This window comes from Sphingomonas sp. 179-I 2A4 NHS (assembly GCF_045369135.1).
GTDB lineage: Bacteria > Pseudomonadota > Alphaproteobacteria > Sphingomonadales > Sphingomonadaceae > Sphingomonas.
This window is the reverse complement of sequence record NZ_JBIQFL010000004.1, coordinates 292,510-317,602: the sequence shown is the minus strand read 5'-3', so window position 1 is coordinate 317,602 and position 25,093 is coordinate 292,510. Positions and strand designations below refer to the sequence as shown.

The window sequence follows — 25,093 nt, the reverse complement described above, 5'->3', positions numbered from 1 at the left end:
ATACGTATTCCCCCACTTTCTGACCAAAGCTACGCCTCCGGCAAGCAATATGACAGGAGGTCTCCGTGGCTCGTGATATGGCTGTTCTCCCCTCCCAGAAGCGACAAACTCCGAACATCCAGGTTCTGGCGCCGCTCGCGCGGCTGCGTGAGGAAATGGATCAATGGCTCGGCGACTTGCCGCAGTTGATGCAACATCTTCAGTCTGGGAAGTTCCGCCTCCCCCTCGCCGCCCCTGCGGTAGACATGAAGGAAACGGAAACCGGGTATCAACTCACCGCCGAAGTACCGGGCATCGACGCGAAGGATGTCGAGGTGTCGGTGGTGGACGGGATGATCAGGATCGCTGGCGAGAAGAAGGAAGAGCGCCAGGAGAAGGACCGGGACTATACCTATTCGGAGCGTTCCTATGGCACCTTCGAACGCCAGATCGCAGCGCCGCCTGACGCTGATCTCCAAAAGATCAAGGCGAAGGTGAAGAAGGGCGTGCTGGAAATCACCTTGCCCAAGGACAAGAGTGCCGAGGATCGCAAACGGCAAATTCCGGTGGAGGCTGAATAACCCCTGCCGGAGCGGCGGGACGGTTGCGCCGCCGCGCGCTGCTTCGACGATCTCGCTACCCAATGATCGGCCCCGGTCCAGCGAGACGGGGCACCAAAAGGATCAGGATGCAACGCAGTCACGCAGCCTATACACGGCTGGTCGATGCCGCCGCGTCCTCGGGCGAGCCGTTGCGCACGGCAGTGGCGCATCCATGCAGCGCCGGCGCACTTCAGGCGGTGGCAGAAGCATCAGGGGCGGGGCTGATCGATCCGATACTGGTCGGGCCGTCCGCGCGCATTGAAGCGGCAGCGCGGGAAGCCGGGCTTCGCCTCGACGAATTCACGATCATGCCGGCACCGCACAGCCACGCGGCGGCAGCGGAAGCGGTGAGCCTGGCGGCCCGCGGAGACGCCGCGCTGCTGATGAAAGGCTCGCTCCACACCGATGAGTTGATGCACGCAGTGTTGGACAGGGGAACCGGCCTGCGCACCGAACGCCGGATCAGCCACTGTTATCTGATGGACGTCGAAGTTTACCCGGCGCCGCTCATCATCACCGACGCCGCGATCAATATCGCCCCGGGCCTGCTCGAGAAGGCGGACATCGTCCGCAATGCGATCCACCTTGCCCATGTGCTGGGGATTGCAGAGCCGCGCGTCGCGATCCTTTCCGCCGTCGAGACGATCAACCCTGCCCTTCAATCCACGATCGACGCGGCTGCCCTGTGCAAGATGGCGGATCGCGGCCAGATCACCGGTGGGTTGCTGGACGGCCCGCTCGCGTTCGACAATGCGGTGAACGCCGAAGCAGCGCGGGACAAGGGCATCATCTCGCCCGTCGCGGGCCGGGCGCAGATCCTGGTCGTGCCCAACATCGAGGCAGGTAACATGCTGGCCAAGCAACTCACCTTCCTGGGCGGTGCGGATGCCGCCGGAATCGTCCTTGGCGCACGAGTGCCGATCGTGCTCACCAGTCGCGCGGACGCCGTTCGTACCCGGCTCGCTTCCTGTGCCGTGGGCGTGTTGCTGGCACGCGCGTCCGCCGTGAAAACACCGGGTTCACCGACGGGCGCTATCGCATGAGCGGCGCAATCCTCAGCCTCAACTCCGGCTCGTCCAGCATCAAGTTCGGGCTGTTCACGATCGAGCCCGACGGGCCGTGCCGCACCGTGCACGGCAAGATCGAGGGGATCGGAACCGCGCCACACCTCGTCGTGCGCGAGACCGGCGGCACGATCCTGATCGATCGGGCCCTGAGCGCGGGAAATACGCACGATTCCCTGCTGGGCTTGCTGATCGATCTCGCCATCGAACAGTTGCCGCAGCACAGGCTGGCCGCGGTCGGGCATCGCGTCGTTCATGGCGGCCCTGACTTCAGCCAGCCGCAGGTGGTGGACGATGCCCTGCTCGACGCGCTTGACGCACTGTCTCGTCTCGCGCCGCTGCATCAACCGCACAATGTCGCCGCGATCCGCGCCCTTCGCGCGCGCCGACCCGATGTGCCGCAGATCGCCTGTTTCGACACCGAGTTTCACACCCGCCGCCCCGCGGTGGCCAAGCGCTATGCCGTGCCGGCCAATTGGGAGGCGCGTGGCATCATGAGCTACGGCTTTCATGGCATCTCGTACGAACACATCGCACGGACGCTTGCGCTTGAGGAGCCGGAACTGGCGCGCGGGCGTGTTCTCGTCGCTCACCTCGGCAACGGGGCCAGTCTCTGCGCGATGGTCGACGGACGAAGCGTCGACACGACGATGGGATTCAGCGTCCTTGACGGACTGGTGATGGCGACGCGCTGCGGATCCCTCGATCCCGGCGTCGTCCTTCACATGATTCGTGAGGAGGGCCTGTCGCCCGACGAGGTGCAGGCAACGCTATATACGAAGTCAGGCCTGCTCGGCGTCTCCGGCATATCGAGCGACATGCGGGTGCTCCAGGCCAGCAGCGAGCAAGGCGCGGCAGATGCAATCGCTCTGTTCCTGTGGCGGATCGTCCGAGAGCTTGGCGCGCTGGTGGCGGCGATGGGCGGGCTGGATGCGATCGTCTTCACCGGCGGCATCGGGGAGAATGACGCGATGATCCGAAGCGCCATCTGCGAGCGGCTGGCGTGGCTCGGGGTGCGTCTGGATGCGGCAGCCAATGAGGAAGGCAGCCGGATCATCGATACGCCGAGCAGCGCGGTGGACGTGCGCATCATCCCGGCCGACGAGGAGCAGATGATCGCGATCCACTGCCAGCGGCTGCTGGCGCTTACCTGACAGCGGAAAATGATACGGCCAGCCGTGATCGTCACCCCGGGCGCCGCGCCCGGGGTGACGAACAGAAGGCCGTTACTGCTTGGGCATCTGGATCGTCGGGCCAAGGTTGGCGAGCACCTGGCGAGCGTCGAACGTCGTCCGGTCGTTCGGCGTCGTGCCCTTGCTCATCTTGATCTCGGCCGTCGCCTCATATTTGCTGACGGTCGAGATATCGATGTTGTCCGCCCAGAACGGGCCGCCGTACCACGGATCCCACGAGCGCCAGCCGAAGCCGCCGTAATAGCGCCAGCTCGGCCGCCACCAGCCATAGGGGCCTGCAAAGGCAGGATCGGTGTTGATGCGGGTTTCCACATTCCGGTCCGTCGCCCGGTTGACGATGGTGAAGCTGTCATAGCCCTGCTGAACCGTCAGCTGCGCGGCGCGATAGAGCAGATAATTCTCCACCGTCTGGCGCGAGGTCAGCGTGTTGCCGACGAAGGTGACGCGCCAAATGTCTGAAGTGATCTGCTGATCGGAATAGCCGCCGCTTGCGCCGGTGCCGCGGGCGCCCAGCGGCTGATAGGGCGTTGCCGTTTCGCACCCGGCCAGCATCGCCGTGGCTGAGGCCATTGCAGCTACGATTGTCGCCTTTTGGAACCGGTTCATGGGAGACACCTATCCTTGAAACTGAAGAAGATCCGACTTCCGGCGCGCCGGCAATCAGGGCGGCTCGTCGCGCGTCGTGCCACCGCGGCGCGCGCCCGGCGGCCCGGTCGGCCCCGGGATTTCAGGCGCGGTTGGAGGGCATGGAGGCACGATCCACCTCGTCAGTGCGACATGAACAGGCTGCACGGGCTGTGCTGCGAAAAATCGAGGGTCACCCCGCCGAACATCCGTTCGCGAAGGTGGGGGCGGCCATAGGCGCCCATCACGATGTAATTGGCCTCGAGCTCCAGCGCGGCGCGGCGCAGCGCGTCATGCACCATCTCATCGTCGCGCGGCTGCTCGCGTATTTCTGACTTGATGTCGTGATAGCTGAGATACTGCGCGGCATCGACCAGCGGACGACCTGCACGGTCCTCCGCAATGCGCACGATCGTGACGTTGCGGGCGAACTTCAGCAGCGGCACGGCGTGGCGCAAGGCGCGGCTGACTTCGGGCGAGCCGTTCCACGCCACCATGACATTACCGCCGACGTCGATCCGCGGCCCGTCCGATGCGACCGCGAGGATGGGCGTGTCGGTGCGGGTTGCGAGCTTTGCCGCAGCCGGTGCGTGATCCGGGAGATCCCCCTCGCCGCCGGTGCTGACCACCGCGAGGTCCATGAGATCCATGCGATCGAGCGCGGCGCCCTGCGGATCGCCGTTCTCGTTGATCCAGGTCCATGATGCGCCAGCCCGTTCGAGCCGGGCCTGCAGCTCATTCTGGTTTTCGATCTCGCGCTCGCGGATGTCGGCGAGCATCTCCGCCATGCCATAGACGCCGCCAAACGGGTCCATGACAACGAAGTTGTTGTAAGGAGTTACCTGAAGACAGTGAATATGGCTGTTAAATGCAGCTGCGACAGTGAGCGCCACCTCAAGCCGGTCGATCGTGCCAGCATCACGATTCGCGTAAAGCAGAACCGACCTCATATTCCACAGTCTTTCTAAGTGGTTTCACTGTTGAAGATGGTGGACTTCAGATCGGTTATATATACGTAACGATCCCTACGCTTGATAATGACCACGCTAAATCATCGTTCTACCAAGCGAGCGTTCAGGCATCCTCTTCCTTGTTCAAGTCCCATTCGGCATCGTAGACGATGCGCAGCAACTCAGAGAGACTGTGCACGTTAAGCTTCGACATCAGGTGAGCACGGTGTATCTCCACGGTCCGTGAACTGATGCCCAGATCGTGGCCGATCGTCTTGTTCGGAAAGCCGCGCGCCAGGCCGAGAAGAACATCACGCTCACGCGGCGTGAGACATGATAGTTTTCGCTCCGCCTCGGCCGGCACATCGTGCCGCCAAGCGCCTTTCTTCAAGACGACTTCGCTTTGCTCAATCGCGGACGCGAGTGCTTCCGTCTGCGGCGGCTTGATGAGGACGTCGAGCGCCCCAAGCTTCATTGCCCGAACAACGGCACCGATGTCGCTGAGCCCCGTGATGATCACAACGGGAAATGTCGAACGGCGGTCGTAGAGCTGTTCAAGGATTTCTATGCCGCTACCGTCCGGCATGCACAGGTCAAGCAGAATGCAGCCTGGCTCTAGGGTGCCTTCCTCAACTAGGCTTCTACCTGAAGTGAAGTATTTCACATTGTAGCCCAGGCGCTGAACCGTCATTCCGATGGCTCTTCTGCTGACACTGTCATCGTCAACGATATACACGATCATGTGTCTTACTCCGTATCCGTGCAGCGTCACGCAAGGCGCGACCAGTTAGCTATTTCAAGACCATCCCTTTTCATTCCAATGGAGAAGGCAGTTATCGTTTGTAACAACGCCCGTTAGTGCCCCTTCATGAAAACACCGCGAAGCACCGCATAACAATGTTGGCGATTTAGATAGGTTCCGTTTGAGACCAATCTGCAATGCTGATCTTAAAAAATAAAGAATCGTCAATGACTTGGGCGACACCCAAGTCACCGGCGCAAGTGGACAATCCTTCTCGGCGTTGCAAGGAAGACGCACTCGGATCGCTCGTTAACCATTGCTTGCACGCGAACCATGGGCGGGACATGACAGGTTGGCGCCCGCCCGACACTGAAGGGGCCAGCCCGATGATCAATGTTTGAAGCCGAGACGACTTAGCGCCAAATAACGTCGGGCCAGTTCAAGGTGAATGACCCGAGCCTCGATACATCGCGCTCGCGCCGCCATCCGTGTTTCGGAGCGTGCTCGCTCCCGGGCATATTCCGTGTCCATCATCATGCAGCCCCCTGCAGAAAATGAGACCCACCGTATGATAGCAACAATTCGACGCAATTACGTAGTTTCACGTAAAGCACTGATCGTTCTCGTCAAAATCCGCCAACATCAGCGGCAGAAACATCGAAGAAGTCCGATCCGGCGGAGGTAAATCGCACATTTGCTCGCGTTTCAGCAGCTTCCGTTACGGAACCGGGACAACTTTGGGGAAACTTCGCCTCACGACTCGGAGGTAGGGGACGGCCAGTTGTCGATTCGCTGATCCCCCCGACGCCGCAACATTCGCTTGGCGATCTCCGCAGCGACAGCAGTGACGACGGCGCCGCCCAGGCAGGCGATCAGGCTGTCACTGTCCGGCATCCGTATACCCAGCAGCTTCTCGACCGGCGGAAACGTCATTGCGAACACCTGCAGCCCAAGGGCGGCGCCCACACCGCCAATGAGCCAAGCGATCCCCCCCGGCGGGCGGTCCCACAGAGGTCGTCGGTCGTTCCACAGGGCGAGGACGAACATGTTCTCGAACAGGATCACGCCGACGAGCACGCTGTTGCGCGCTGTTTCCAGGCTTTCGCCACGAGCAAGCTCCCAGCCGAACAGCGCGGCCAGGAACGCAGACATGGCAACCGCCGGGATCGCCATCAGAAGCAGCGCGGATCCATCGATCAATCGCCGGTCCGCGGCGCGGGGCGGGCGACGAAGCTCGTCGCCCCTGCCCCGCCCCATGGCCAGCGCGACCGCCTGCGGCGTTTCAGTAATGAGATTGCTCCACAGCAGCTGAACCGCCGTCAGGGGCGGCGGAAGGCCAGCCGCTATCGCCAGCAGGAAGAGCGCGATCTCCGCAATGCCGGTGCCAAGCAGGAAGATCGCTATCTTCCGCAGATTGCCGAATGTGATGCGTCCTTCTTCGATCCCAGAGACAATCGACGCGAAGTTGTCGTCGACGATGATGAGGTCGGCCGCACCACGCGCAACATCCGTCCCAGCCTCGCCCATCGCAACACCGATGTTCGCCGCATGGAGCGCCGGACCGTCGTTCACCCCGTCGCCCGTCACGGCAACGATGTGCCCGCTATTGCGCAAGGTCTCGACAATCAGCAGCTTCTGCGCCGGATCGGTACGCGCGAATACTTTTGCCTGCCCAATCGCTTCCGCCTGAGCCTCACGTTGACCCGAGAGCGCAGACAATGCCGCACCCGACAGGACATCAGCTTGCGAGTGGGCAAGGCCAAGCTGGCGCCCGATGGTGAGCGCGGTTGCCGCGTGATCGCCAGTGATCATCCGCACCTCGATCCCCGCGTCCCGACACGCCGCGACCGCGGCAGCGGCTTCAGGGCGCAGCGGATCGAGTAACCCGACGCAGCCGAGGCACCGCAGCCGCGCCGGGTGGGCGAGATCAACCATCTCAAGGTCCGGCACCGAGCGTTCGGCGAGAGCAAGAACGCGGTATCCGTCTGACGCGAGACCATCGGCAGCGCCGAGGAGCGACGGATCGGGTTCCGCGCACATCGCAACAATCGTCTCGACGGCGCCCTTCGCGACGACGCGCACCTCATCGTCGGCCTCGATCCCAACGCTCGAAAAGCGGTTTACCGGTTCGTAGGCGAAAAGGCCGATCCGCGGGTGATCCTCGATCTGCTCCATGTCTTCGGCGAAGCGTAAAAGCGCGACGTCGACACTGTCGCCAATCACTTCGCCCCCGGCGACGCGGTTCGCCTCGTTGCAGATCGCCCCTGCACGCGCCAGACGCCTGACTGCGGCTAAGTCATCCTTCCACTCGCCCGCGTTCAGCCGACGCCCATCGGGGGTGATGATTGCGCCCACGGACAACCGGTTGACGGTGAGCGTGCCCGTCTTGTCCGTCGCGATGATCGTACAAGCGCCGAGCCCCTCCACGGCCGGCAGGCTTCGCACGATGACGTTGCGCTCCGCCATTCGGCGTGTCGCCACCGCGAGCCCGACCGTGACCGCGACCGGAAGCGCCTCCGGAATTGCGGACACGGCCAGCGCCACGGCAACGATCAGGATCTCCGCCGGCGCAGCCCCCCTCACCAACAGGAGTAGCGCCAGCACGGCCACCAAGGCGGCCATCCCGACGGAGATCTGCTTCGACAAACGCTCCAGATACTGGATCAACGGCGGCGGGGTAGGCTCAGTCTCACGCAGCGAAACGCCGATCCTGCCCAGTTCGGTGCGCTCACCGGTCGCGACTACCACCCCTCTGGCACGGCCGGCGAGCAATGTGGTGCCGGCGTGCAGCATCGTGGTGCGGTCGCCGAGCGGCACGTCGACATCCAGCGCGGCATCAGCGCTTTTGGCGACCGGCAGCGCTTCCCCCGTCAGCAATGACTCGTCGGCCTGAACGTCTGAAGCCGCAAGCAGCCGAGTATCCGCAGGAATTTCCGCACCCGGCTCCAGCAAGATGATGTCTCCGGGCACCAGATCGGCTGCGTCCAGCTCGCGCACCGCCCCATCCCGTTCGACGCGGGCCGTGTGCTTCACCATTTGCTGCAACGCGTCGGCGCTGGCGCCAGCGCGCCCCTCCTGGACAGCTCCGATGACCGCGTTCAGCACAAGGACCGCGACGATGAACAGCGCATCCGTCCGTTCGCCCATCCACAGCGACAAAGCCGCCGCCCCCAGCAGCAGGTAGATCAGCGGGCTGCGGAACTGGCGAACGAAAAGCTCGGGCCAGGAGGCGCGGCGATGGCGCGGGAGTTCGTTGCGGCCCCAGTGCTGGCGGCGCTCGACGACTTGCCGCTCGGTCAGTCCCTCCGGATCCGCGCCAAGCCTGGCAAGACACTCCTTGCCGGAAAGCGCAAACCACGGCGTTGTCGCCGCCGCCGTGCCTCCGGCTGGCGGTTTGACGAGATTACGGGGCATGGCGAAGTTCTTGCTGGCGACCGGGCGAAATGGCGCTGCTGTTGAAGCAGGCCCGTGCCGGATCGCCGACGTAGGTCACAGCGCCGGATGGGGCACGGCCCTCCGGTGTCGTTCGAAGCGCGATCGCTGAGATCCGTTGCTTGCCGGCCGGGGGCTCATCTATGGCGCTTCGCTGAACTTCTGCATCGTCGAAAGACCTCGTTCGATCCCTTGGCGCTCAACGCTCGGTTCGACTGACGACCAGCGCGGTACCGTTCGGATCCACCGTGATAAGGTGATAGGTACCATTGTCGCAGCGCGCGCGCCATTCAGGCCTGGCCGGGTTCGTGTTGATGAGTTGTGCGCCGGTGACGCTCTGGCACGGCAGGCCGGCATCACGAATGGCGCGGAACAAGGCGATCTCGCGGGATTGCTGGGGTAATGCCAGCATCTGGGCAGCGAAATTCGTGGTGGGTTGGTCGACCACGGTCACGTTCTTCGTATCGCTCGGCTTCCCGCAGCCTGCGATCAGCATCAGGACAAGGAGATATCCCTTTTTCATCCGCATGCTCCCCAAGAGCGCACCACGTTTCGCTTCCAGAAGGAATAGGTTCCAGGCATATCATCGGTAATCCGGGATACTACGGATGCTGACCAGATTGCTTGATCAAGAAGCACGGAGATTGTGGCTTTTCGTACAATTTTTCGAATGAGATGGGCCGCGAGCAATAAAGAAAGCCGCGCGAGATCATCGCCTCAGCAGTAGTCATACCTATTCTATATATCACCATTGGCGTTCATTCTTGCCTCAATTATCCGACGCCTGCCGTAAGGGGCAGGGGTGTCATTCAGTGTTGTCGCGTAAGGTGACCGTCATGTACCGGACGCTTTGTCTTGCATCAGCCGCGATCGGCTGCCTCGTCGCAACCACCGCAGCAGCACAGGATGGCCTGATCGGAACATGGCAGGATCCGAAGGACAGCGTCCACGTCCGAACGCAGCCGTGCGGAAATGCAATCTGCGGGGTCGTCATCTGGGCAACCGATCAGGCGAAAGAGCGCGCTCGTCGCGGCGGCACGCAGCAACTGATTGGCACCACGGTGTTCCGCGATTTCCGGCAACAAAAGACGAACCAGTGGCGCGGGCGCGTGTTCGTGCCCGATCAGAACACCACCTTTTCCGGCACGATCACATTGGTCGACCCGAACACGATCCGCGGCACGGGATGCCTCATCGGCCGGATCATCTGCAAAAGCCGGACGTGGCATCGAGTGCCATAGGTCCTGGTCGTCACGCAGGCGTCGCCGGTTCACGGTTGAGCCGGCGCACCCGAAGCAGGAAGCCTGCGGTGTAGCATGCGGCAAGCACTGCCATCACACAGAACGGCCCCCATGCCTCCGCCAAGCTGGCCCCCATCTGGTTGAAGCGGATGAAGAGATGTGTCGCCGGCGTTGCCGGGGAGAACCAGGCGATGGTCGCAAGCCATTGCGGCATGGCGTAGAGTGGCCAGGCGAAGCCGCCGAGGAACAGCAGCGGCAGCGACGTAGGAAGGATTACCTTCAAGGCATCGTCACCGGTGGGAAACAGGCTGCCGAGCAACTGGCCGAGGCTTGACACGGCGACCGCAAACAGCGGGATCGCGAGCAGCAGCCCCGGCATGTTGCCGCCGCGTGGCACGCCCTGGGCCCAGTAGACGAAGCCGAAGTAGAATCCCGCGGCCAGCGCGCCGACAAGGGCAGCAGCGGTCACCATCCCCAGCGCCTCCGCCCGGCGCATCACCGTCCATCCGCGCTGGCGCCGATCCGCCACCAGACGCGCCGAGGCGGCGAGCAACGTCTGCTGCAGAATGATGTTCGCAACAGCAGGAAAAACGTAATCGCGGTATCCGCCCGTTGTGAAGATCGGCTGCACCAGCACCTCGGGCGCGCGCTGCCGTGCAACCGCGGGCACGGTATCCGCCAGCTCGTTCACCGCGTCGAGCGCCACCTCGGCCAGCGTCTCCCCGATCGCCTCCGCGCGAACGAAATAGGCGCCGTTCAGCCACAGCGCGATCCCCGTCCCTGTACCGCGCGAAAGGACGCGCTGTTGCAGGTGCGGGGCGAGGTACACGACGCCATCAGCCTTGCGCGCACGCACCAACTCCCGTGCCTCGCCCAGATTGCCTGTTTCCACCACGACGAAGACGGCGCGGGTATCCGACAGATGACGCACCAGCGCGCGCGACAAGGGCGAGCGATCCGCATCCACCACCACCAGCGCAATGTCGGTCGCGGTCTGTTGCTGGTACGGTGCAGGGTAATAGAAAGCGTAGAAGAGCACGGAGATGATCGCGAGCATCAGCAACTCGCGCGTGCGGAGGATCGTCAGCAGTGTCTGCTCGATCGCGCCGATGAAGCTCATGCCGGGCGCTTCGATCGCAGGATCAGCACCATGCCGGTGACGCCGCCGATCAGCGGATAGAGCAGCAGCGCGATCATCGGCGTCAGATCGGCCCGCGCGGTGACGCCGATCAACTGATCCATCTGCAGTATGATGAAGTGAGTGAGCGGCAGCACCTTGCTCCAGTCCTGTGCGAACCACAGCCCGCCGCTGAGCGGAAGCGTTGCCCCGGAGTACGCAAGCGCCGAGCCGGCAACGATGACGGCGCCGGAGAAGGAGGTGCCGACTTCCTTCGTCACCGCGATGAACAACAGGCCGATCGCCGCGCTCGCTACGAACAGGAGGACGAAGCCAACGACGATCAGGGCAACGCTTCCTTCAGCACGATAGCCGCGCGCCAACGTCATCCAGAGCAGCCAGGCGATCGCCCAGAGGATGCCTGCCAGAACATGAACCGCCAACCGCCCCGACAGCGCCGCCACCGGCGCCTGCGTCTCGCGAACGTAGGCGCCGAACGACTTGTCCCGCATCAGCAGCCCGAGCGAGCCGATGCACGAGATGGCGATCACCAGATGGAGGATGCTCGGCCCGATCAGCATGCCCAGGAACCACTCCAGGCTGAGCGTCGGATTGCCGAGCAGCGTGATCTGGATCGTCGGCAAGGTGCGGTCCGCGACTGATGCGCCAGCGACGCCGAGGTTGCGCGGCGTCTGCCGAAGCAGGGTCGCCGTGGTCACGAGCCGCAGATAGGTGGAGGCGACCGAGCCGGTCGACAGGAACACCGCCTCGTAGAACACCGTTACGGGCGGGGAACTCGACGAGCGGGCGCTGATGCCCTTGGGAATGACCATGAAGGCCACGGCCTGTTCGCGGCGAACCATGGCCAATGCCTCGGCCCGCTGCGGCGTCTGCGCCACCACCTCCAGATAAGGCGTCGCGTCGATGTTGCGCGTAATCGTGCGGGCCAGCGCACCGCCGTCCTGATCGACGATAACGACCGGCAAGTTGGTCAGCGTGCCGCCCCATATCATCGCCGCCATCGATCCCAGCATCACAAGCGGAAACAGCGTCAGCAGCAGAAGGTCGACCGGGGTGCGGGCGATCCGTACGGCTTCCTGCCAGAAGGACGCCGCGAACACCCTCATTGCGGCCAATCGAACAGGACGCTCATCCCCGGCCGGAGCCCAGTGGCGCGCTGCATCGGCTCCAGCTTCACGGCAAAGGCGTGGACATCGTAACCGGTCGACTGCCGCGTCGCGCGAAACGTGGCGTAGCTTCCTTGCGGTGCGATGTTCGTCACGCGGAAATCGATCGTCCTTCCCAGTGCCGGCACCTCCCCGCGCAGCACCATGCCCTGCTTCATGCCCTTGTAATCGTCTTCCTGGCCGTTGACCGTCACCCACGGCCGATCGATCGCGATCAGCTGGATCGCGGGAAGAATGGGGCTGACGATCTCGCCGGGCTGCACCAGCCGCCGGGACACTTCGCCGTCGATCGGCGACACGAGCTCGGTCTCGCGTTGCATAGCCGTGGCAGCGGCAACCAAGGCTTGCGCCGAGCGGACCTGAGCGGCCGCGACCTCCTTGCTTTCCGGTCGTGTACCGGAAGCGAGCTTCTCATACTCCAGCCGCGCCGCTTCCGCGATGCGCGCCGTCGAGATCTGGGCCGCGCGTGCTTCGTCGCGACGCTGCGCGGAAACGACGCCCTGCGCGTACAGGCTGTCGGTTCGCCGCCTGGTCACCTGCGCCAGGTTGGCCGTCGCCTTCGCCGCTTCCCAATTGGCACGCAGAGCAGCGACGTCCTGTTCACGGGCGCCCTTGTCGGCGATCTCCTGCAGCGCCCGGGCACTTTGCAGGGCGGCATCGGCCTGTTGCGCGCCGCTCTCCACCTCCGGCGCGTTCAGGATGGCGAGCACTTCACCACGCCGCACGCGATCACCTTCGCTGACCTTGATCTCGGCGAGGCGTGACAGAGCCTTCGTGGCGACGTTGACCTCCTCCGCCTCCACCTCACCTTGCAGCGGCGGCGCGGCGGGGCGGCTCGCCAGCCACAAGCCGATCGCAACCCCGATTGCGACGATCGCGATGCCGCCCCATAGAAGCAACCGCGCGCGTCGCGACGGCGGTCGATCGGCGCCGATCGCCGGGTCGTGGCGCGCCGCGTCCGTCACGGCTTGGCCGATACCGGGATACGTACATTCGCCTGCGCCAGATACTGCGGGAAGCTCTCCAGCCGACCAGCAGCCGTGAGCAGCGCGGCAAGCGCCAGATCGTACTCATAGGCCACCGCCACGCGCTGCGTCCGCGCCGCGGCTAGCGCCGCCTCTGCCCCGGTCACCGCCGTCACCGTCCCCTCCCCTTCGCGGAAACTGATCTGCTGAACGCGCAGGTTCTCGGTCGCGGCGGCAAGGCTGCTGTCGAGCGAAACGAACGAGCTACGAGCGCTTTCGACGAGGTTCCACGCCCGCAACGTCGTGGAACGGCTGGTCTGCCGCGCGCCCCGTGCGGCCTCGTCAGCGGCGGCCTCCTGTTCCCGCGCCGCAGCCACCGCGCGCGAACGGCCGATATTGGAGATCAGGGTGTAGCGAACGCCGACGCCGACGATCCAGTCCGGCTCGACCGGCAAGGCATTGGAGCGATTGGCGTTATATTCCCCGAAGGCGAACGCCTGCGGGCGCTGCTGGGACTTCGCCAGATCGACCGACGCACGCGCGATCGACTTTGCTGCATCGGCTTCGCGCGTCTGCGGCAAATTCTCCTCGCCGCCGACGAACTCGCTCGACGGTGGCAAGGGCGCAGTCTGGACGAACAACGGCGTGGTCGGCGTTACCGCGTCCACCTCAAGCAGGCTCGCCAGATCTGTCCGCGCGCTGTCATGCGCCAGTACCGCGCGTTCGTGCTCACGCTCCGCCGCGTCACGGGCTACCTGCGCCTCCAAGCGGCGCGCGCGCGGAATGAGACCGCCCATTTCCAGCTTGATCGCGTCCGACAGCAGGCTGTCGAGCGCCTCCAGCGACTCACGGGTAGAATCCTCGAGCGAGGCGGCGGCCAGTTGACCGAAATAGGCACGGATCAGGTTCACCTGCGTCAAATCGCGTGCCGATCGCGCCCGCGCTTCGCTCAGGGCCGTTCCCGCCTCAGCACCGCGCTTGATCGCGGAGATCGCCCCCCCGGTATAGATCGGCAGAATACCCTGGATGGTCGGGCGGAACACGTCCTGGCGGAAGCGATAGGACAAGTCGCTCGGCAAGGCAGCGAACAGCCCCGGCAGTGCCTGGGAAATCCGCCCGACGATGTCGCTTGCGATCGCCTGGAAGGCCGGGGCGACCGAGCCGGGAATGGAATTGAGGAAGCTGTTGGTGCTGTCGAGCGCATCCTGCCGCGGCCCCCTGAGGTCCAAGGACAGCGTCTTCTGATACTCGACATATTGCGCGGAGACGGTGACGATCGGCCGGTTGAGCGTCGACAGCGACTCTTCCGTCAGCCGCGCGGCATTTTCGCTGTGCTTCGCCGCGGCAAGCGCCGGCGCGACACGATCCGATCGCTCGAGCGCTGCGCTGAAGCTCATCGCGACGGGCTGACCGGCAGCGGGGGACGGAGCGCAGAGGGTAGCCGCGGTGGCCATCGCCACCCAGAAACTCTCTCCCCAGCTTGCGCCTCGACCGTGCCCCTCACCGCTTTGGGGTGGCAAGTCGAAGCCGCGGGGAGATCCTCTCCACATCAGCTTAGCCTACCCCTCTTCATGGCTGATTGCCAGTTGAAGCAAAGTGGCGCCGCGGAACATGAGTGGGATCCAGAAGAGCTGACGAAACAGCCATAGTCACCGCCGATCCGGAGACCGGCAGGTGACTGGCCGTGCGCCTCGACAGTGCCACTTCTGCCGCTTCGCTCCTAGATCTTGTCACCGTTGGCAGCCGCAGTGGACGAAGACGCGCCGCTGTTCGTCGCAGAGGACAATGCAGCCTGCAGCTTGGCCTCCTGTTCCGACGAGAGCGAGGTCCGCAAGACCTTCCCGTGCACGCCGGAAAGCTCCGCAAGAACCTTTTCCGGCTGCGCCTTGCGCACCAGGACGAACAGCGCAGACGTATTCGGCTGCAGGGTTTCCGCCAGTTCCTTGATGAAGGAATCGTTGATCCCGTAATCGATCAGCGATCCCGAAAGCGCGCCGGTACCGGCCCCGATCGCACCGCCGATCGCCATGCCGGCGACAGGGTTGAGGAACAGCAGGCCGACCAACGTGCCCCACAGGACCCCCGAGAGGCCCCCCGAGGCGGCGCCAGTGCCGACCATGCTGACGCTCTGCTTCAGGTTCACCTTGCCGTCCGGCTGGCGGATCGCGACCACGGCGTCCTCGAGATCGATGAGATACTCGCGCTGCATCAAGTTCAGCTTGCTGAGCACGCGATCCGCTTCCTGTGGATCATCGAAGCCGACCACCACCAAGTCTGCCATTGCCACTCTCCTTCATGCCTGTCGAAAGCGCGAGCGACCGCCGGCGGTATGGCCGCTCAAGGGCATCGCCGCCTGCCCTCGCGCGCCGCCGCAGCGCTCATCGATAGTCTTGAGGATCACCCAAAGAAGTCGCCCCGTCGCGCCGGCTAGGGCGCGGCGGGGCGAAGTTCCCCGTCTTTCCTTCTTGGGGGGAGGGAGGAGGTGCGGCGGGGATACGGGAGATCCTTGAGATGTTAATCGTCAGCTGCCAATCTGGCGATGTCGCCTAATAGTCGCCTCGCATCGGTGACTACTTACATCGGTGTTATCGGGATACCATCCGCTAACAACTTGCTTTTACCGCCCTTCATACTGGCAATTCGATACGCAATTTTCCGTATCGTTTCATAAATTTGATGAAGCAACTCTGGACACTGTCGCCGTTCGCGACAGACTCTAGGCAACCGTGCGCCACGCATAGGCGCATCCACCCGAAATCACGCCATCGTCACCAACACTTTGCGGAACCGGGCCAGCGCAGTGAGGTAGAAGACCGAACCGATCACCATCAGCGCAAGGAACTGCGGCCATACGGCGTCAAGGCCCGCCCCCCTGAACAGGATCGCCTGGCCAAGCTCGACGAAGTGGGTCGTCGGCGCAGCAAGCATCACATCCTGCACCACCTCGGGCATGCTCTCGCGCGGGGTGATGCCGCCCGACAGCATCTCGAGCGGCAGCAGGACAAGCACGGTCAACATGCCGAACTGCGGCATGTTGCGCGCGACCGTCGCCATGAAAATGCCGATCGATGTCATCGCGAACATCGACAGCGCTGCAGCGATGAAGAACAGCAGCAAAGATCCCGCGATGGGTACGTGCAATAATCCCCGGACGACGAGCTGGATCGACAGAAAGGAAGCGAGCAGCACGACGAGGCTCATCGACCACACCTTGCTGGCCATGATCTCGAACGGCCGCACCGGCATGACGAGCAAATGTTCGATCGTCCCACGCTCGCGCTCCCGGATCAGCGCGGCGCCGGTGAGGATGATCGACAGCAGGGTGATCTGGTTGATCACTTGGGTCAGCGCGCCGAACCATATCCGGTCCAGCGTCGGGTTGAACCGGGCCCGCAGCTCGAGTTCAACCGGCAGGCCGCCCTGCCCCTGGCGCCGCGCGACGAACGCCGTCACCTCCCCCAGCGCGATCTGCTGGATGTAGGCGCTGCCGGAGAAAGCCTGCGTCATGCGTGTGGCGTCGGTATTGAGCTGGATCTCCGCCGGCCGGCCGGCCAGAACGTCGCGCTGAAAGCCTTCGGGGATCTGCAGCACGAATGTGTAGCGGCCCGCATCCATGCCGGGATCGATCTGCGTGCTGTTTATCATCACCGGGGGCGCGAACAGCGGCGGATAGAAAGCGTCCGTGATCCGCTGTGACAAGGGCGAGCGATCTTCGTCCACGATTGCGATCGACGCCATGTTCAACGTCTCCGGCATTGCCTTGGCTGACGTGTAGATGACACCGGTGAAGGTGAAGAGGATCAGCACCAGCATGATCGGATCGCGCCACAGGCTCCACAGTTCCTTGACGCCCAGCCGATAGATCGCGGAGACGGCGCGCACCGATCAATGCTCCTGCTTGCGCAGCGTGAGGATCGCCACCCCGGTGATCACCGGCCACGTCACCAGCAGCGGCCACAGCGATGGCCACAATTCGTGGAAGCCCAGCGCCTTGTTGAACACGCCGCGGGTGATCGTGATCATATAGGCGGACGGATAAAGCTCCCCGAAGATACGGGCGCCGCCCTGCAGCGACGTGACCGGATCGATCATCCCGCCATACGTGAGCGTCGGGATCAGGGTGCCGATCATGGCAAGGAACATCGCGGCGATCTGGCTTCGCGTGACCGCGGAGGCGAGCAGACCCATGCCGGTCGCGATGAAGGAGAAGACCAGCGCGCCGACCGTAAGAGCCGCGAAGCTGCCCGTAATCGGCACGCGGAACACCCACTCGGCCAACGCCACCATGACGAGGTAGTTGATCATCGCTATGCCGACATAGGGAAGCTGTTTGCCCAGGAGGAATTCGGTGCGCGTCACTGGCGTCACGTAGAAATTGATGATCGAGCCGGTCTCCTTCTCGCGCACCACGGCCATCGCTGCGAGCATGGCGGGGAGGACGAGGAGCAGCAGCGGAATCACGCTCGGCACCATCGCCAGCAAGCTGCGCACCTCGGGATTGTAGCGATAGCGGTTCTCGATCGAGACAGTGGCGCCCGCGCCTGCGCGCGGCCCGCCGGTCAGGCCGGCCGCGCGCATTTCCTGGCTCAACCAGCGCTGGTGCATACCCTGAATGTAGCCGCGCACCGTTTCGGCGCGAATCGGCATGGCGCCATTGAACCAGGCGGCGATCGGCTGCGGCCGCCCGCGGCGAAGATCGCGGCCGAACCCGGGTGGAATCTCGATCGCGAGCGTCAGCTCGCCGCTGCGCAGCCGCTGGTCCATGTCGGCGTAATCGGTGATCGGCCGTTCCCGGATGAAATAGCGTGAGCCGGACAGTTCGAGCTCGTAGCGCTGGCTGGCGCTGCTCTGATCGCGGTCGAGCACGGCGAAGCGGATGTCGTTGACGTCGAAACTGATGCCGTAGCCAATCACGAACAGCAGCACGACGGACCCGGCGAGCGCGAGCGCCCCGCGCACCGGATCGCGCTGCAGCTCCAGCACCTCGCGCCACAGATAGCTGTACATCCGCCGGAGGCTGAACGGGCGGCGGCGGCCGGCGCCGGCCGTCTCCTCCGGGTCCTCAGCCGGAAAGGCGATGGTATCCGCCGCCCCGTCCTCGCCCCCCGCCTCGACCAGATAGGAGATGAAGGCTTCTTCCAGCGTCGCCGTCCCGCGCTTCTCGATCAGCCGCTCCGGCGTGTCACTGTCCAGCACCTTGCCGGCATGCATCATCGAGATGCGATCGCAGCGCTCAGCCTCGTTCATGAAATGCGTCGAGATGAAGATCGTGACCCGGTCACGCCGGGAAAGCTCGATCAGCAGGCGCCAGAAGGTGTCGCGGGCGACGGGATCGACGCCGGAGGTCGGCTCGTCGAGGATCAGCATCTCCGGCCGGTGCACCATCGCCACGGCGAGCGAGAGGCGCTGGCGGGCGCCAAGGGGCATGCCGGGCGGGAGGCTCTCGGCGGCGCTTTCCAGGCCGAAACGATCGATCATCTCTGCGACGCGCCCGGGGATCTCGTGCGCGGCCACCTGGAACAGTCGCGCATGAAGCTCGAGGTTCTGGCGGACTGTCAACTCGCTGTAGAGCGAGAAGGCCTGGCTCATATAGCCGACGCGGCGCCGCACCGCGATGTCGTGCGGGTCGATCGGCTTGCCGAACAGCAGCGCCTCCCCCTCCGTCGGGGGAAGCAGCCCGGTCAGCATCTTCATCGTCGTGGTCTTGCCGCAGCCGTTCGAGCCGAGAAACCCGAAGATCTCGCCGCGCCTGATCCGGAAACTGACCTGGTCGACCGCGGTGAAATCGCCGAACCGCATGGTCAGATCACGGGCTTCAATGGCGATATCTGTATCGTCGTTGGTCAGCGGTGGCTTGGTCGGCGGCGTGTGATCGCGCCGCTTCTCCTCCGGTAGCAGGGCGATGAAGGCGTCGTCGAGCGACGTGCTGCCGGTCCGCTCCAGCAACTCCTGCGGCGTGCCGGTGGCGAGCACCGCGCCGTCGTCCATCGCCACGAGCCAGTCGAAGCGCTGCGCCTCGTCCATGTAAGCGGTGGCGACGATCACGCTCATGCCCGGGTTCTGCTGCCGGATGCGCGCGATCAGCTCCCAGAAACGCGCGCGGGCGAGCGGGTCGACGCCGGTGGTCGGTTCGTCGAGGATCAGCAGCCGCGGTTCGTGAATGAGCGCGCAGCATAGCCCCAGCTTCTGCTTCATCCCGCCCGAAAGCTTTCCCGCGGGGCGGCCGGTGAAGTCGTAGAGCCCGGTGCTGCGCGTCAGATCGTCGATCCGTTCACGCCGCTCGGCCGCATCCTGGCCGAACAGCCGGGCGAAGAACTGCAGGTTCTCCTCTACCGAAAGCGTGGGGTAGAGGTTTTTGCCCAACCCCTGCGGCATGTAGGCGATGCGCGGGCACACGGCGTTGCGATGCGCGCGATCCGCCATGCTGCCGCCCAGCACATAGACCGAGCCTTCCTGCACCGCGCGCGATCCGGCGACGAGCGAGAAGAGGCTCGATTTGCCAACCCCGTCCGGCCCGATGAGGCCGACCATCCGCCCCGCCGGCACATCGAGATCGAGCCCGCGCAGTGCCTGAGTCCGCCCGTAATGCAGCGTGACACCGGACAGCTGGACCACCGGCTCCGCGGCAGGAGCGGGTTCTGGCTGAGCAAAGGCACCGGGCTTCACCCGTGCTACTCCGAAATGACGTTCGACAGGTTCTTCGGCCAGGGAATGGCGGGATCGAGACGCAGGTAGGCGGTGCCAGGAAGCCCCGTCTTCACCAGCGTGATGTGCCGGCGAAGGAGCGCGGGATCGATTCGAGCCTTCACCCGGAACATCAGCTTCTGGCGCTCGCTTTGCGTCTCCACCGTCTTCGGCGTGAACTGCGCCACGTCAGCAACGAAGCTGACCCGCGCGGGGATGACGCGACCGGCCAAAGCATCCAGCACGATGCGCACCTCACTGCCCAGCGCCACGCGGCCCGCGACGGTTTCCGGCAGGAAGAACACCATCGATACGTCGGAGAGATCGAGCATCGTCAGCACGCGGCCGCCAGCGCCCACCACTTCACCCGGCTGCGCGACGCGATACTGGATCCGCCCGCTGCGCGGCGCTCGAAGGTCGGCGTCATTGATATCGGCCATGATCCGCTGAACGGTGGCCCGGGCGGCCTCGACGTTCGTCCCCGCACCCGCAACCTGGCTGCGCGTCGCGGCGATGCCCGCCGTCACGGCCGCAACCTGCGCCCGCGCCGCCTGCACCGCAGCGGACGCGCCTTCCACGGCGGCCTGATCATTATCGCGCTCCTGCACGGGTGTCGCGCCCTCGCGCGCCAGCGTGGTCGAGCGCGCGAGCCGCTTCTGTGCGGCGTTGAGCTCGGCAACACGCTGGCGGACGGTCGCTTCCGCGAATGCGCGGTCGCTCTCGCGCTGCGCCACCTGGGATTCGTTTGTCCTCACCGCATTCAGCGCCTGCGCCAGCCGCGCCTGCGCCTCCGCGAGTTGCGCGACTAGCGTGTCGGTATCCATTTGCGCCACGACTTGCCCGGCCTTGACGAACTCTCCCTCGCTGACGGTGATGTCGCGAATCCGCCCCGGCATCTTGGCCGCGATATCGACCTCAACTGCCTCGATCCGGCCGTTGCCACTGACGATCCCCTCCGGCATCCCAGAGGGGCGAAGAAAGAACCACGCGAGCGCGGCGGCGATGACGATCGCCACTGCCACCAAGATACGGTTGCGCCATTGGGGCGTCAGCGTTTGCGTCATGGCTCAGGCGCCCTTCGGTTTTCGCGCGGATCGGAATCGAACACCGTCGGCGGCGTGAACCCGCCCCCCAGCGCAGCGTAGAGCGCAACCGCGCTGGCCAGATCGGCGCGGCGCAGCTGAACGAGCAGCTGCTCCGTTTCAAACAGGTCACGCTGCGCTTCGAGCACCTCGAGATAGGTGGAGCGGCCATATTCGAAGCGAAGATTGGCGAGGCGGGCGCGCTCGGTGAGCGCATCGAGCACCTGCCGGGTCGTATCGATCTGCCGCGCGAGCTGCTGGCGGCGCACTAATGCATCCGCCACGTCGCGGAAGGCGACCTGGATGGTGCGTTCATATTCCGCCACCGATCGCACCTGCCGCGCGCGTGCGACATCAAGGTTCGATCGCAGCCGCCCGCCGTTGAAGATCGGGACGCTAATCGTCGGCGCGAAGCTCCAGATCGTCACTGGATCGCTGAACAGATCCCCCAGCTCCACGCTGCCGATCCCGAGTTCGCCGTTGGAAACACCGACCCCGCCGGTGAGCCTGATGTTCGGGAAGAAGGCAGCGCGGGCCGCACCGATATTGGCGTTTGCGGCGCGCAGCTGGCGTTCAGCCGCGATGATGTCCGGCCGATTGACCAGCAGCTCGGAGGGAAGCCCGGGCGGAAGCTGGATATCTTCCGAAATCGCCGCCAGCCTGCGGTTGGAGGACGCGACGGTCACTGGGCGACCGACCAGCAGCGCCAGCGCATTGCGATTCACCGCCTGATCCTGCTCCAGCGCGTAAAGGGCCGTCTGCGCCTGGCCCAGGAGCGTCTGCGCCTGTGTCATGTCCAGCTTCGAGCCGGATCCCACCTCGAAGCGACGGCGAATGATCCTGAGCGATTCCTGCCGCGTGCGGATCGACGATTGCGCGAGCGCGGCGCGCTCTTCGTATTCGCGTTCGAGCAAATACCCGTTGGCCACTTGGGCGACGAGCTGGGTGGCGACGCCGCGCCGCGCCTCTTCCGACGCAAGATATTGCCAGCGCGCGGCGTCCCGCAGGTTGCGCAGCCGCCCCCAGAAATCGATCTCCCACCCCGCCCCCACCTCGACGTTGATCAGCCGAACGTCGAGCGGGACACTGCGGGCAAGCGGCAGGTCGACCTCCGTGCGTCCGAACTGCCCGCTCGCGGCAACGTTCAGCTGCGGATACAGTGATGCGCCCTCGATCCGCCAAGCTGCGCGCGCTTCCTGCACGCGCGCGGCGGCAATGCGAATGTCGCGATTATTCTCCAGCGCCAGCGCAATCAGCCGGCGCAACTCCGGATCGCGGAAGAAATCCTGCCAGCCGAGCCGGGCCACCGACTCCCCAGCCGGCACGGCGCCCGGGTACTGCGCCGGTACCGGCAGCTCAGGCTGAACATAGGCCGGCGCAAAGGAGCAGCCGGCCAGCAGCAACGCCGGCCACCCCCTCCACAGAGGTCCCGTGACGCGCGTGGAACAAAACGGGCCGAGATACGGCTTCGGCTTCGCCTGGCACTGCCCGCGTCGCGATTGTGACGCGCCGGCCACCACCCTGCCCGCCTATTGCCGAAACAGGATGCCGATGCGGCCGACGAAGCCATCGTACCGCCGCGTCGGAACGTTCGATTTGTTGCGCGCATAGCCTGCCTCGCCGAACAGACTGAAGCGCTGGTCCAGGCTCTTCTCCAGCCCGCCCGTCAGCCGCAACTGCGTGTCCTTCCTCTTGTAGGGATAGAGCGTCGAGAACTGTGCCTTGTAATCGCGGTGCACGAGATACAGGCGGCCATAGGCCTCCAGCCCCTCGCTGAGCGGCGTACGCGCGGTCAGGAGCGTACCGTAGCCGTTGTAGCTGAAGCGGTTCGCCTCAGCGTCTGCGAAAAGACCAAGCAGCGAGGCGTTGATCCGCGTTGGCCCCCCGCCGGGGCGCCAGAAATGGCGGAGTTCGGTGAGCCATTCGCTCTGGTCATAGCCCGAGAAGCGCCGCTCGGTCTGATTGCGGTAGCCGTAGCGCACCCGGAAGGTAGTGATGTTCGACGGATTGTGTCGGTGGATGAGCTGCGCATCGAGCCGCAGCCGATCGAACACGCGGCCGTCATCGCCGAATACATATTCGTAGCTCGGCAGCAGCCGCAGCCTCGTCCGCCGATCCTTCGACAATGGCACATCGAAGCGCGCACCGATCGTCAGCGGGTAGCGGTTGTAATCGCTTTCCGAGGGGAAGACGCGGGCACCTGCCGACGCGCGGACAACGGCTGGACCGATGTCGTAGGAGACCCCGAACTCGCCCTCCAACATGCCGCGGATGCGATCCTGATCGGGCGAGGTATCGACAACGTCCGGCGGCACGACGTCGAGCCCGTAAGCCAACAGTCCGTCAAGACTGAGGCGCTTGTCCTGTGCCCAGGCGTATTGCGGTATCGTCACGCAGGCGGCCACCGCCACCAAGGCTATCCTGTTCATACGGCCTCCGTGATGCGTGGCCTCGGCGGCGTTTTCGGCCAAGGCTGGCGCCCGATCTGGATCCGGGTCGACGTCGAGGTGATCGGGATGCTGAGGGTCGATTCCAGCGTGTACCAGGAGCGCAGGGCGCGGAAGAGGATGTACGCCGGCAACGATAACAGCGCGCCCGGTCGCCCGTTCACCAGGATGGCGAAGGTCGCTGCCAGCATCGGCGAGCCGACCAGGACCGCGGCGACCGCCTGCCAATGCGGCAGCGCGATCGTGCCGGAGGTAACCAGAAGCTCCAGCAGACCGAACACGACCAGCGGGATCATCATCGCGCGCCGGGCGGTGTTCAGCAGCATGTACGGCAGCACCAGCTTGCCGCGAACGCTGAAGTTGGGCGAGCTGATCAGCGAGTGGGCGCGCGCGCTGACATGATAGACCGATCGGAACCAGCGGAGCCGTTGTTCGCGCAAATGTGCAAAGCTGGCCGGCACTTCCGAAACGAAGGTAATGCGCTGATCGACCAGGGTACGGTAACCGCGCTCGGCGATCCGCAGCGACACGTCGGTATCCTCGCCATTCATCCCGCTGGCGAAGGTGCCGACGGCATGAAGCGCCTCGGCGCGGTAGACGACGAACATGCCGGGAATGCCCACGAGCCCCGAGGCCGCACCAAGCGCTGGCGAGTAATAGCCGTGCTTGACGATCACCTCGATCAGCCGACCGGCGTCGAACATCGCGCCGCCGGGAGGCAGTGGCACGCCACCAACCGCACCGACGTCAGGATCACCGAAACTCTGCATGGCGAGGGTCAGATTGTCTTCGCCTACCAGCGTATCCGCATCGATCCGCACGATGAAATCGTGGCTCGCCTCAACTACCCCGCGGTTCAGGGCCTCGGCCTTGCCACCGGATGCGACCGTGATGATCCGGACGCTGATCGAGTGGCAGATGGTGGTAACCGCTTGCACCGTCTCGACCGTCTCGTCGGTTGAGGCATCGTCGACGACAATCACCTCGACGGGCGCGCCATAGTGCGCGGCGGCACGATCGATGTACCGGATCGTGTGGCCGATCACATATTCCTCATTGTAGGCGGGAATGACGACCGACAGCGGCGGCCGGAAATCCTCACGCGATCGACGGCGGCGCTCGACAATCCCGATGATGTAAAGCTGCGCGAAGAGCACCAGGAGAAAGAGGATGACGCCCGGCCCAAGGCCGCCCAGCAGCGCCAGGCGGCGCAGTTCGTCGAAGAGCGGGATCTGAGACACAGCCGCCCAGGTGGACGCAACCAGTGCGACCGTTCCCGTTACGCCGAGCCGTAGGAAGGCACGCAGTTGCGGCTGGGTGCCACGCACCACTTCCTCCGGCGACGGCATGGCACCGCGCCGGATGATGACAAAGGCAAAGACGCCCATCCCCGCGAAACCCGCCATCACCTGGATCGCGACCATCGGGAATGGCCTGCCGGTGTAGGTGTACAGCGCGATGCTGCCGGCATCGAGGATGCCGCAGAGCAGGATGAAGCGGAAGCACAGATCAAGACAGAACAGGGTGCGGGCCTTGGCGGTGCCCGAAGTGAAGATCGAGAAAGCGATGAAAAACGACAGCATGAACGTACGGATCGACACCGCACTGATCCCGGTGTGCGGCCCGGCCACGTAATCCCCGACGCTGAAGATCCTGTTGAAATAGCCCAGCTGGAACGCTGAAAGCTGAAGCAGCGACAGGATCGAGAAGGTCAGAAGAAGCGCCGGTGCCTGCAACAGCGACACCGGGTCGGCGAGCCCGCCGGCCAAGCTGTCGGATGATCC

20 protein-coding genes are annotated in these 25,093 nt (G+C 64.6%); 4 read left to right on the top strand and 16 right to left on the bottom strand.

Going from position 1 to position 25,093, the window contains the following annotated elements; all coding sequences use genetic code 11:
* Positions 1-65: 65 nt before the first annotated feature.
* The 3 genes from ACH0CP_RS10120 to ACH0CP_RS10110 all read left to right on the top strand — a co-directional run bounded on the left by ACH0CP_RS10120 (position 66) and on the right by ACH0CP_RS10110 (position 2,799).
* Positions 66-560 carry an Hsp20 family protein gene (locus tag ACH0CP_RS10120; protein WP_406875619.1) on the top strand — a complete coding sequence of 165 codons (495 nt, stop codon included), beginning with the start codon at positions 66-68 and terminating at the stop codon, positions 558-560.
* 107 nt (positions 561-667) lie between these two features.
* Positions 668-1,624 carry a bifunctional enoyl-CoA hydratase/phosphate acetyltransferase gene (locus tag ACH0CP_RS10115; RefSeq protein ID WP_294445160.1) on the top strand — a complete coding sequence of 319 codons (957 nt, stop codon included), beginning with the start codon at positions 668-670 and terminating at the stop codon, positions 1,622-1,624.
* Positions 1,621-2,799: an acetate/propionate family kinase gene (locus ACH0CP_RS10110; protein WP_294445161.1), complete on the top strand. Its 1,179-nt coding sequence runs from the start codon at positions 1,621-1,623 to the stop codon at positions 2,797-2,799. The genes ACH0CP_RS10115 and ACH0CP_RS10110 overlap by 4 nt, the downstream gene beginning before the upstream one ends.
* A gap of 72 nt (positions 2,800-2,871) precedes the next feature.
* On the opposite strand, the gene ACH0CP_RS10105 is transcribed toward ACH0CP_RS10110, so the two are convergent.
* The 5 genes from ACH0CP_RS10105 to ACH0CP_RS10085 all read right to left on the bottom strand — a co-directional run bounded on the left by ACH0CP_RS10105 (position 2,872) and on the right by ACH0CP_RS10085 (position 9,082).
* Complete coding sequence (locus ACH0CP_RS10105) at positions 2,872-3,444, bottom strand: CC0125/CC1285 family lipoprotein (protein ID WP_294445162.1); 573 nt, start codon at positions 3,442-3,444, stop codon at positions 2,872-2,874.
* Positions 3,445-3,605: 161 nt separating this feature from the next.
* Positions 3,606-4,412 (bottom strand): universal stress protein, encoded by an 807-nt coding sequence (locus ACH0CP_RS10100; RefSeq protein ID WP_294445163.1) that lies wholly within the window; start codon positions 4,410-4,412, stop codon positions 3,606-3,608.
* Between the two features lie 124 nt (positions 4,413-4,536).
* On the bottom strand, positions 4,537-5,154 hold the full coding sequence (locus ACH0CP_RS10095) for a response regulator transcription factor (RefSeq protein WP_406889714.1): 618 nt from the start codon (positions 5,152-5,154) through the stop codon (positions 4,537-4,539).
* A 753-nt stretch (positions 5,155-5,907) separates the two neighbouring features.
* Positions 5,908-8,568, bottom strand: coding sequence for a cation-transporting P-type ATPase (locus ACH0CP_RS10090; protein ID WP_294444905.1), 2,661 nt, complete (start codon positions 8,566-8,568; stop codon positions 5,908-5,910).
* Between the two features lie 217 nt (positions 8,569-8,785).
* Positions 8,786-9,082, bottom strand: coding sequence for a hypothetical protein (locus ACH0CP_RS10085; RefSeq protein WP_406875621.1), 297 nt, complete (start codon positions 9,080-9,082; stop codon positions 8,786-8,788).
* 340 nt (positions 9,083-9,422) lie between these two features.
* Between ACH0CP_RS10085 and ACH0CP_RS10080 the strand changes: the two genes are divergently transcribed.
* Positions 9,423-9,827 (top strand): DUF2147 domain-containing protein, encoded by a 405-nt coding sequence (locus ACH0CP_RS10080; RefSeq protein ID WP_294444907.1) that lies wholly within the window; start codon positions 9,423-9,425, stop codon positions 9,825-9,827.
* Positions 9,828-9,837: 10 nt separating this feature from the next.
* Here ACH0CP_RS10080 and ACH0CP_RS10075 read toward each other — a convergent pair whose 3' ends face one another.
* The 11 genes from ACH0CP_RS10075 to ACH0CP_RS10025 form a co-directional block, all read right to left on the bottom strand.
* On the bottom strand, positions 9,838-10,947 hold the full coding sequence (locus ACH0CP_RS10075; RefSeq protein ID WP_294444908.1) for an ABC transporter permease: 1,110 nt from the start codon (positions 10,945-10,947) through the stop codon (positions 9,838-9,840).
* The gene (locus tag ACH0CP_RS10070; protein WP_294444909.1) at positions 10,944-12,071 is read right to left on the bottom strand and encodes an ABC transporter permease; all 1,128 of its coding nucleotides are present in this window, start codon (positions 12,069-12,071) and stop codon (positions 10,944-10,946) included. The genes ACH0CP_RS10075 and ACH0CP_RS10070 overlap by 4 nt, the downstream gene beginning before the upstream one ends.
* A complete protein-coding gene (locus ACH0CP_RS10065) occupies positions 12,068-13,096 on the bottom strand; it encodes an HlyD family secretion protein (RefSeq protein ID WP_406889712.1) in 1,029 nt (342 codons plus the stop codon). Before ACH0CP_RS10065 ends, ACH0CP_RS10070 begins: the two co-directional genes overlap by 4 nt.
* Complete coding sequence (locus ACH0CP_RS10060) at positions 13,093-14,550, bottom strand: TolC family protein (protein WP_294444912.1); 1,458 nt, start codon at positions 14,548-14,550, stop codon at positions 13,093-13,095. Before ACH0CP_RS10060 ends, ACH0CP_RS10065 begins: the two co-directional genes overlap by 4 nt.
* 266 nt (positions 14,551-14,816) lie before the next feature.
* Positions 14,817-15,377, bottom strand: a complete 561-nt coding sequence (locus ACH0CP_RS10055; protein WP_294444911.1) for a DUF1269 domain-containing protein — start codon at positions 15,375-15,377, stop codon at positions 14,817-14,819.
* 476 nt (positions 15,378-15,853) lie between these two features.
* Complete coding sequence (locus tag ACH0CP_RS10050; RefSeq protein ID WP_294444794.1) at positions 15,854-16,978, bottom strand: ABC transporter permease; 1,125 nt, start codon at positions 16,976-16,978, stop codon at positions 15,854-15,856.
* Between the two features lie 3 nt (positions 16,979-16,981).
* Entirely contained in the window at positions 16,982-19,762 is a 2,781-nt protein-coding gene (gene rbbA / locus ACH0CP_RS10045) for a ribosome-associated ATPase/putative transporter RbbA (RefSeq protein WP_294444793.1), read from the bottom strand.
* Between the two features lie 5 nt (positions 19,763-19,767).
* On the bottom strand, positions 19,768-20,844 hold the full coding sequence (locus ACH0CP_RS10040) for an HlyD family secretion protein (RefSeq protein WP_294444792.1): 1,077 nt from the start codon (positions 20,842-20,844) through the stop codon (positions 19,768-19,770).
* Positions 20,841-22,265, bottom strand: coding sequence for an efflux transporter outer membrane subunit (locus ACH0CP_RS10035; protein WP_294444791.1), 1,425 nt, complete (start codon positions 22,263-22,265; stop codon positions 20,841-20,843). Before ACH0CP_RS10035 ends, ACH0CP_RS10040 begins: the two co-directional genes overlap by 4 nt.
* Positions 22,266-22,391: 126 nt before the next feature.
* On the bottom strand, positions 22,392-23,291 hold the full coding sequence (locus ACH0CP_RS10030) for a hypothetical protein (protein ID WP_294444789.1): 900 nt from the start codon (positions 23,289-23,291) through the stop codon (positions 22,392-22,394).
* On the bottom strand, positions 23,288-25,078 hold the full coding sequence (locus ACH0CP_RS10025) for a glycosyltransferase family 2 protein (protein WP_294444788.1): 1,791 nt from the start codon (positions 25,076-25,078) through the stop codon (positions 23,288-23,290). The genes ACH0CP_RS10030 and ACH0CP_RS10025 overlap by 4 nt, the downstream gene beginning before the upstream one ends.
* Between the last annotated feature and the right edge of the window lie 15 nt (positions 25,079-25,093).

Excerpts from the sequence above, each read along its gene's own strand:
- ACH0CP_RS10090 (WP_294444905.1), bottom strand. The coding sequence starts at position 8,568 with ATGCCCCGTAATCTCGTCAAACCGCCAGCCGGAGGCACGGCGGCGGCG.
- ACH0CP_RS10105 (WP_294445162.1), bottom strand. The coding sequence starts at position 3,444 with ATGAACCGGTTCCAAAAGGCGACAATCGTAGCTGCAATGGCCTCAGCC.
- ACH0CP_RS10055 (WP_294444911.1), bottom strand. The coding sequence starts at position 15,377 with ATGGCAGACTTGGTGGTGGTCGGCTTCGATGATCCACAGGAAGCGGAT.
- ACH0CP_RS10030 (WP_294444789.1), bottom strand. The coding sequence starts at position 23,291 with ATGAACAGGATAGCCTTGGTGGCGGTGGCCGCCTGCGTGACGATACCG.
- ACH0CP_RS10100 (WP_294445163.1), bottom strand. The coding sequence starts at position 4,412 with ATGAGGTCGGTTCTGCTTTACGCGAATCGTGATGCTGGCACGATCGAC.
- ACH0CP_RS10075 (WP_294444908.1), bottom strand. The coding sequence starts at position 10,947 with ATGAGCTTCATCGGCGCGATCGAGCAGACACTGCTGACGATCCTCCGC.
- ACH0CP_RS10070 (WP_294444909.1), bottom strand. The coding sequence starts at position 12,071 with ATGAGGGTGTTCGCGGCGTCCTTCTGGCAGGAAGCCGTACGGATCGCC.
- ACH0CP_RS10040 (WP_294444792.1), bottom strand. The coding sequence starts at position 20,844 with ATGACGCAAACGCTGACGCCCCAATGGCGCAACCGTATCTTGGTGGCA.
- ACH0CP_RS10115 (WP_294445160.1), top strand. The coding sequence starts at position 668 with ATGCAACGCAGTCACGCAGCCTATACACGGCTGGTCGATGCCGCCGCG.
- ACH0CP_RS10110 (WP_294445161.1), top strand. The coding sequence starts at position 1,621 with ATGAGCGGCGCAATCCTCAGCCTCAACTCCGGCTCGTCCAGCATCAAG.
- ACH0CP_RS10080 (WP_294444907.1), top strand. The coding sequence starts at position 9,423 with ATGTACCGGACGCTTTGTCTTGCATCAGCCGCGATCGGCTGCCTCGTC.
- ACH0CP_RS10085 (WP_406875621.1), bottom strand. The coding sequence starts at position 9,082 with ATGCTGATCGCAGGCTGCGGGAAGCCGAGCGATACGAAGAACGTGACC.
- ACH0CP_RS10060 (WP_294444912.1), bottom strand. The coding sequence starts at position 14,550 with ATGGCCACCGCGGCTACCCTCTGCGCTCCGTCCCCCGCTGCCGGTCAG.
- ACH0CP_RS10095 (WP_406889714.1), bottom strand. The coding sequence starts at position 5,154 with ATGATCGTGTATATCGTTGACGATGACAGTGTCAGCAGAAGAGCCATC.